This is a genomic window from Brevundimonas sp. CURTG3B2_SDJG (assembly GCF_057364705.1).
The window spans coordinates 1-7435 of sequence record NZ_JBNFOJ010000150.1 but is presented as its reverse complement, the minus strand read 5'-3'; the positions used below and the strand labels follow the sequence as shown (position 1 = coordinate 7435).

Genomic DNA, 7435 nt, shown 5'->3' with positions numbered 1-7435 from the left:
CTCGGGATGAACGCCGGACAGCCGCCCGTCCTCGAACACGACCAGCGCGCTGCGGCGGCCCAGCTCGCTTCGGGATCGGGGAAGCGGGGCCCGGCGCTCGGGACTTCGGGGGAAGCCGGTGACGCAGATCGAGCCTGGCGCGGGACGTTCGCCGGAAGCGGGCGGCCGGATAGATGTCCGACGGTCCGGTCGCGTCGACGATGCGTACGGCGTCGACCGGCCCGGCTCCCTCGGTCGCGCCGACAGCCGCGGCGACCTCCGCCGGCGTGCGGCCTAGCAGGGCGCTGACCGGAACCCTCGCCGGCGTCGCCTGCGGCCCCTGCAAGGCCGCGGCCAGGGCGAACGCGGCCAGGCTCATCGCTTGTTCAACGCCACCAGGAAGACCTCGGCGCTGTCCTTCCGGCTGGATTGGGGCTTGACGTACTTCACCGTCTCGAACTCTTCGCGCAGCCGGGCCAGCACGCCGCCGGCGTCGCCGCCCTGGAAATTCTTCGACACGAAGCTGCCGCCCGGTTTCAGCGTCCGGATGGCGAAGTCCGCCGCGATCTCGATCAGGGCGATGATCTTCAGGTGGTCGGTCTGGCGGTGGCCGACGGTGTTGTGGGCCATGTCGGACAGGACCAGGTCGGGCGCGCCGCCCAGCAGGTCGATCATCCGCTGATCGACGCCCGGCTGGGTGAAGTCGGCCTGGATCAGCTCCGCGCCCGGCACCGGCTCGATCGGCAGCAAGTCCACGCCCACCACCGCCTTGGCGCCCCGTTGCAGCGCCACCTGGACCCAGCCGCCCGGCGCCGCGCCCAGGTCGATGACCCGGCTCCCGGGCTTGATCAGCCGGAAGCGGTCGTCGATCTCGATCAGCTTGAAGGCCGCGCGGCTGCGCCAGCCCTCGGCGCGGGCGCGCTCGGACCACTTGTCCGACAGTTGGCGCTTGATCCACTGCTGGCTGGACATCGACTTGGTGTCCGCCGTCTTCATCTTCGTGCCCATGCCGCGCCCGGCGGCCGTGCCGCCGGTGGGCGGGCGCACCATTCTTCGGCGTTCGACAGGCTTTTCCTCGTCGCTCATGCATCCCACATAGCCGCGACCGGGTTTGCGGGCTATGACCCCGCGACATTTCAACGGAGCGCGCCCATGGCCGACACCCTCACCTTCACCCTGGACAACGGCGACGGCCAAGGCGGCGACGTCGTCATCAAGCTGCGCCCCGACCTGGCTCCCAACCACGTCAGGCAGATCACCGATCTGGCGTCCGAAGGCTTCTACGACGGCGTGGTCTTCCACCGCGTCATCCCCGGCTTCATGGCCCAGGGCGGCGACCCGACCGGCACGGGCACCTCGGGCTCCTCGAAGCCGAACCTGAAGCAGGAGTTCTCGGCCGAACCGCACGTCCGGGGCGTCTGCTCCATGGCCCGCACCTCGGATCCCAACAGCGCCAACAGCCAGTTCTTCATCGTCTTCGACGACGCCACCTTCCTGGACAATCAGTACACCGTCTGGGGCCAGGTGGTCGAAGGCATGGAGCACGTCGACGCCCTGCCCAAGGGCGAGCCGCCCCGCGCGCCGGGCAAGATCGTCAAGGCGACGGTGGCTTGAGCCGCCTACTCCTCCCCCGCGTTTGGGAGGCTTGGTCCACCGAGTATCAGACCGCCATCGGGCGGCTGATACTCGTGTGTTCCGTTTTGGAGAGAAGCCTCGCGTTCTCGATCCATCATCTTTCTAAGGCAGCAGACGAAGCTGACGACGATGTTCGCCTGACAGAATACGCCCGTAAAGCATCTGACCCGCTGTCCGAGAACGGCAGACGTATCCAAGCATTGGCTGCCGAGATACTCGGCGAAGGAGTAGCGTCAGCGCTGAGCGCCGACTTGATCGCTCTAGCCGAGAAGCGAAACATCGTTGTCCATGGTAGCCACGGTCCTGAAGATGGTTTGGGGCTCATCTCCAAATTTCCGCGTGATCGAAAGGCCATCTGGGATCGCAACATGCCGTCGTTGTTTGGCGGCAAGTCCGCAATTGATGACTTGGCCTATGAGGCAGAGCGTTTGGTGGAACAGATCGCTGACTTGGGCGCGAAGGCCTCCGGCCTGCGGAGCTGAATCCTACTCAATCTCCACCACCTCGACCCGCGGTCCGTTCAGAACCAGGGCGATCTCGCCGCGCTTCAGCTTCAGGGCGTCCTCGCCGAACAGCTGACGGCGCCAGCCCTTCAGCGCCTCGACATTGGCGTTGTCGTCCAGCGCGATCTTCTCCAGGTCGGCGACGTTGGCGATGAGTTTGGTTGCCACGCCGGCGTTGTCGCTCTTGGCCTTCAGCAGCACCTTCAGCAGCTCGACCACCGACGGCGGGGCCGGCTGGTTGTGCGACGGGCGCTCCAGCTTGGGCGCGTGGGCTTCCGGATCGGCCAGCACCCGCTTCAGCTCGGCCGTCAGCTCCAGGCCCAGGCGCGAAGCGCCGAAGCCCTTGGGCACCGAACGCAGGCGGTTGAAGGCGTCCGGGTCGGTCGGCCCCTGGGCCGCGATCTCGTCGATCGCCTCGTCCTTCAGAATGCGTCCGCGCGGCTGGTCGCGCTCCTGCGCCGCCCGCTCGCGCCACACGGCGGTGGCCACGAAGGCGGCCAGATACTTGGCGGCGTACTTCTTCGGCTTCAGCCGCCGCCACGCCTTCTCCGGATCGGTGTCGTAGAGCGCCGGATCGGTCAGGTCCTCCATCTCGGCCATCACCCACTCCAGCCGGCCGTCCTTCTTCAGCCGGTCGCGCAGCTTGGGATACAGGGCCGCCAGATGGGTCACGTCGCCCAGGGCGTAGATCAGCTGGGCGTCCGACAGCGGCCGCCGGGCCCAGTCGGTGAAGCGGCTGCCCTTGTCGACCTCCTGGCGCAGCATCTGCCGCACCAGGGCCTCGTAGGACACCTGGTCGCCGAAGCCCGCGGCCATGGCGGCCACCTGGGTGTCGAACATCGGCTTGGGCATGGCGCCCAGCTTGACGAAGATCTCCACGTCCTGCCGGGCGGCGTGGAACACCTTCAGGATCGATTCGTCCCGCATCAGGTCCAGGAACGGCGACAGGTCCAGGTCTTCCGCCAGCGGGTCGATGATCGCGGCGTCGGTCGGCGAAGCGGCCTGGATCAGGCACAGCTTGGGCCAGTACGTCGTCTCCCGCATGAACTCGGTGTCGACGGTGATGAAGGGCTGGTCGGCCAGGCGCGCGCAGAATTCCCGCAGCGCCTCGGTGGTGGTGATCGGCGTCATTCGGATGCTATAGCCCCGCGCGACGCGGTTGTGGCAAGAGCCGCGCTTCAATTCCGCCCTCTGATTCAGGCCCGTGACCGATGAGCGACACCCCCCAAAGCCTTCGAAACGGCCTGACCTACGCCGACGCGGGGGTCGATATCGACGCCGGCGAGATGCTGGTGGACGCCATCAAGCCCCTGGCGAAGTCCACGCGCCGCCCCGGCGCGGACGCCGCCCTGGGGGGGTTCGGGGCCCTGTTCGACCTCAAGGCCGCGGGTTTCGAGGACCCGCTGATCGTCGCCACCACGGACGGCGTGGGCACCAAGCTGAAGATCGCCATCGAGACCGGCCGGCATGACGGCGTCGGCGTCGACCTGGTGGCCATGTGCGTCAACGACCTGCTGGCTCAGGGCGCCGAGCCCCTGCTGTTCCTGGACTACTACGCCACCGGCAAGCTCGAGATCGACGCCGCCCGCCGCGTCGTCGCCGGCATCGCCGAGGGCTGCCGCCAGGCCGGCTGCGCCCTGGTGGGCGGCGAGACGGCCGAAATGCCCGGCATGTACGCCGGCGGCGACTACGACCTGGCCGGCTTCAGCCTGGGCGCCGTCGAACGCGGCCACGCCCTGCCCTATCTGGACCGCCAGGCGGCCGGCGACATCATCATCGGCTTGGCCTCGTCGGGCCCGCACTCCAACGGCTATTCGCTGATCCGCAAGGTCGTGGAGAAGTCGGGCCTCGGCTGGGACGCGACGCGCCCTTCGCCAAGGACCGCACCCTGGCCCAGGCCCTGATGGAGCCGACCCGCATCTATGTGAAGCCGGTCCTGCCGCTGATGAAGGCGGGCCTGGTCAAGGGCGCGGCGCACATCACCGGCGGCGGCTTGATCGAGAATCCGCCGCGCTGCATCGCCGATGGGCTGAAGGCGTCGTTCGACTGGGACGCCTGGCCCATGCCCCAGGTGTTCCAGTGGCTGGGCGAGGTCGGCGGAATCTCGGATCACGAGCTGCGCCGCACCTTCAACTGCGGTGTGGGCTTCATCCTGGTGGTGGCGCCCGAGAACGCCGAGCCCGTGCTGGCCGCGCTGTTGAACGCGGGCGAGGTCGCCTTCGTCTGCGGCCAGCTGGAAGCGGCCTAGACCGCGGCTTCCATGTCCCTCCTTCCCGCCCGGCGCGTCCCCGTCGCGATCCTGATCTCCGGGACCGGGTCGAACATGGCCGCCCTGATCGACGCCGCCCGCGCCCCGACGCTCCGTTCGAGGTGGTCCTGGTGGCTGTCCAACACGCCGGACGCCGGGGGTCTGGCCGTCGCCGCGGCGAAGGGCGTTCCGGCCCTGGCCGTCGATCATCGCTCCTTCGGCAAGGACCGCGAGGCGCACGAGCGGGCGGTCGACGAGATCCTGCGCGCGCACGGCGTCCAGGTCGTGGCCCTGGCCGGCTATATGCGGCTTCTGACCCCCTGGCTCGTCGGCCGCTGGGCCGGCCGGATGCTGAACATCCATCCCAGCCTCCTGCCCAGGTATCCGGGGCTGGACACCCACGCCCGTGCGCTCGCCGCCGGCGACGCCGAGGCCGGCTGCACCGTCCACCTGGTCACCGAGGGCGTCGACGAGGGGCCGATCCTGGACCAGGCCGCCGTGCCGGTTCTGCCCGGCGACACGCCCGCCGACCTGGCCCAGCGCGTTCTGGCCGCCGAGCACGCCCTTTATCCCCGGGCGCTGGCGGCCTTCTGCCAGGCCCTGCATTAGAATTTTGTAATCTGGCGCGTTTCCCGGCGACAGGCGGCCCCTGAGGAGTCAGGTTGCCGGCAATTTCAACCCTCCGGTGGCTTTCATGCTCAAACTTCGCCTCATGGCCTGCGCCGCCGGCGCCGCCGTCACCCTCGCCGCGGGCCTCGCGGCCGCTCCGTCCCTGGCCCAGACCGCGCCGCCGATCGTCGAGATTCCGGCCGCAGACCACGCCGAGATCGGCCAGTTCGGCTTCGACGCCGCCGGCATGGACACCTCGATCACCCCCGGAACCGACTTCAACCGCTACGCCAGCGGGACCTATCTGCGCACCACCCCGATCCCCGGCGACAAGACCTCGTACGGCGTGTTCGACATGCTGTACGACCGCTCGCAGGACAATCTGCGCGCCCTGATCGACGAAAGCGCCGCCAATCCGGGCGCCAGCGCGGACGCCGGCCGCATCGGCGCGTTCTACGGCAGCTTCATGGACGAGGCGGCGGTCGAGCGGCTGGGCGCCTCGCCCCTGCAGGCCGATCTGGCCGAGGTCCGCGCCGCAGACACCCGCGAGAAGATGGCCGCCCTGATGGGCCGCTCGCAGGGCCAGTTCGGCGCCAGTATCTTCGGGATCGCGATCTTCGAGGACCTGAAGGATCCGAACAAGACCAGCGCCTACGTCTTCCAGGGCGGCCTCGGCCTGCCCGACCGCGACTACTACCTGGAGCCCCAGTTCGCCGAGCAGCGGGCGGCCTACCAGGCCTATGTCGCGCGCGCGCTGACCCTGGCCGGCTGGCCCGACGCGGAGCGCGCGGCCGCCGACGTCATGGCCTTCGAGACGCGCCTGGCCGAAAATCACTGGACCACGGTCCAGACCCGGCAGATCGACAAGATCTACAACCCCACCACCGTCGCCCAGCTGATGACCGACGCCCCCGGGTTCGACTGGCGGGCCTGGGCCGAGGGCGCGGGGGTGTCCCACGTTCCGACCCTGATCGCGGGCACCAACACCGCCTTCCCCGGCATGGCCCGGGTCTACGCCGAGACGCCGGTCGCGACGCTGCAGTCCTGGCAGGCCTTCCATTTGGTCGACCAGGCCGCCGCCTATCTGTCATCCGACTTCGTGGACGCCCATTTCGCCTTCCACGGCACCGTCCTGGCCGGCCAGCCCGAGAACCGTCCGCGCTGGAAGCGGGGCGTCGAGCTGGTGGACGGCTCACTCGGCGAGTCGCTCGGCCGCGAGTACGTCGCCCGCCACTTCCCCGCCGAGTCCAAGGCCCAGATGGAGGAGTTGGTCGCCAACCTGCGCCGCGCCATGACCGCCCGCATCGAGCGGCTGGACTGGATGAGCCCCGAGACCAAACGCCAGGCGCTCTACAAGATGAGCCGCTTCGGGGTGAAGATCGGCTATCCCGAGCAATGGCGCAGCTACGACGGCCTGCGTTTGGTCGAGGGCGATCTGTACGGCAACGTCGAGCGCTCGGCGGCCTTCGAATGGGCCTGGAACGTCGGCAAGCTGACCCGCCCGGTCGATCCCCTGGAGTGGGGCATGACGCCCCAGACGGTGAACGCCTACTACAACCCGCCGCGCAACGAGATCGTCTTCCCGGCCGCCATTCTGCAGGCGCCCTTCTTCGATCCCCACGCCGATCCCGCGATCAACTACGGCGGCATCGGCGCCGTCATCGGCCACGAGATCACTCACGGCTTCGACGACCAGGGCCGCAAGGTCGACGGCGACGGGGTGCTGCGCGACTGGTGGACCGCCGAGGACGCCGCCAAGTTCGAAGAGCGGGCCCGGGTGCTCGGGGCCCAGTATTCGGCCCTGGCGCCGTTCGAGGGGGTCAACGTCAACGGCGACCTGACCATGGGCGAGAACATCGCCGACCTGGGCGGGCTGCTGCTGGCGCTGGACGCCTACCACCTGTCGCTGAACGGCCGGCCGGCTCCGGTCATCAACGGCCTGACCGGCGACCAGCGCGTCTTCCTGGGCTGGGCCCAGGTCTGGCGCGAGAACATCCGTGACGAGGCCCTGCGCCAGCAGGTCACCGTCGATCCGCACTCGCCGGCTCAGTACCGGGCCGGGGCCACGGTCCGCAACATCGACGCCTGGTACGAGGCCTTTGGCGTCAAGCCGGGCGACGAACAGTACCTGGCCCCCGAGGCGCGCGCCCGCATCTGGTGACGAGCCAGCTTTGACAGACGAACGCCCCGGCGCACGATCGCCGGGGCCGTTGTTTTTGGCCTGGACCCGCTCCGACATTCACTGTCGGGGGAAGGTCTCCATTCTCTCGTCCGTCATGGCCGGGCTTGGCCCGGCCATCCATAGCTGCAAGAGGCGGTCAAACGGCCTCGGTTCCAGTCGTCGACGTCCATGGATTCCCGGCGCAAGGCCGCGAATGACGGCGTCAGTATCGTTCGACCCTAGTTCGGGCGACGGCGCGGCGGCGTCGTCGCGGCGCCCGCGACCGCGCCAATCGCGGCA

General features: G+C 69.1%; 7 protein-coding genes and 1 pseudogene. 5 read left to right on the top strand and 3 right to left on the bottom strand.

The genetic code is table 11. The annotated features are described in order from the left end of the window. Both AC2W7C_RS11135 and AC2W7C_RS11130 read right to left on the bottom strand, forming a co-directional pair. Positions 1-358, bottom strand: a 358-nt coding sequence (locus AC2W7C_RS11135; RefSeq protein WP_486001504.1) for a hypothetical protein, incomplete at its 3' end; no start/stop codon positions are given. Then, on the bottom strand, positions 355-1065 hold the full coding sequence (locus AC2W7C_RS11130; RefSeq protein ID WP_486001503.1) for an RlmE family RNA methyltransferase: 711 nt from the start codon (positions 1063-1065) through the stop codon (positions 355-357). The genes AC2W7C_RS11135 and AC2W7C_RS11130, both read right to left, overlap by 4 nt. Positions 1066-1131: 66 nt before the next feature. Between AC2W7C_RS11130 and AC2W7C_RS11125 the strand changes: the two genes are divergently transcribed. Both AC2W7C_RS11125 and AC2W7C_RS11120 read left to right on the top strand, forming a co-directional pair. Next, entirely contained in the window at positions 1132-1593 is a 462-nt protein-coding gene (locus AC2W7C_RS11125; protein WP_486001502.1) for a peptidylprolyl isomerase, read from the top strand. Then, on the top strand, positions 1590-2096 hold the full coding sequence (locus tag AC2W7C_RS11120) for a hypothetical protein (protein WP_486001501.1): 507 nt from the start codon (positions 1590-1592) through the stop codon (positions 2094-2096). Before AC2W7C_RS11125 ends, AC2W7C_RS11120 begins: the two co-directional genes overlap by 4 nt. A gap of 3 nt (positions 2097-2099) precedes the next feature. Here the strand turns inward: AC2W7C_RS11120 and rnd are convergent, their stop codons facing one another. After that, positions 2100-3248 (bottom strand): ribonuclease D, encoded by a 1149-nt coding sequence (rnd, locus tag AC2W7C_RS11115; protein ID WP_486001500.1) that lies wholly within the window; start codon positions 3246-3248, stop codon positions 2100-2102. An 80-nt stretch (positions 3249-3328) separates the two neighbouring features. Here rnd and purM point away from each other — a divergent pair. The 3 genes and pseudogenes from purM to AC2W7C_RS11100 all read left to right on the top strand — a co-directional run bounded on the left by purM (position 3329) and on the right by AC2W7C_RS11100 (position 7135). Continuing rightward, a pseudogene (purM, locus tag AC2W7C_RS11110) lies at positions 3329-4365 on the top strand (phosphoribosylformylglycinamidine cyclo-ligase). A 12-nt stretch (positions 4366-4377) separates the two neighbouring features. After that, a complete protein-coding gene (purN, locus tag AC2W7C_RS11105; RefSeq protein WP_486001499.1) occupies positions 4378-4974 on the top strand; it encodes a phosphoribosylglycinamide formyltransferase in 597 nt (198 codons plus the stop codon). An 85-nt stretch (positions 4975-5059) separates the two neighbouring features. Continuing rightward, positions 5060-7135, top strand: coding sequence for a M13 family metallopeptidase (locus tag AC2W7C_RS11100; protein ID WP_486001498.1), 2076 nt, complete (start codon positions 5060-5062; stop codon positions 7133-7135). Positions 7136-7435 lie beyond the last annotated feature (300 nt).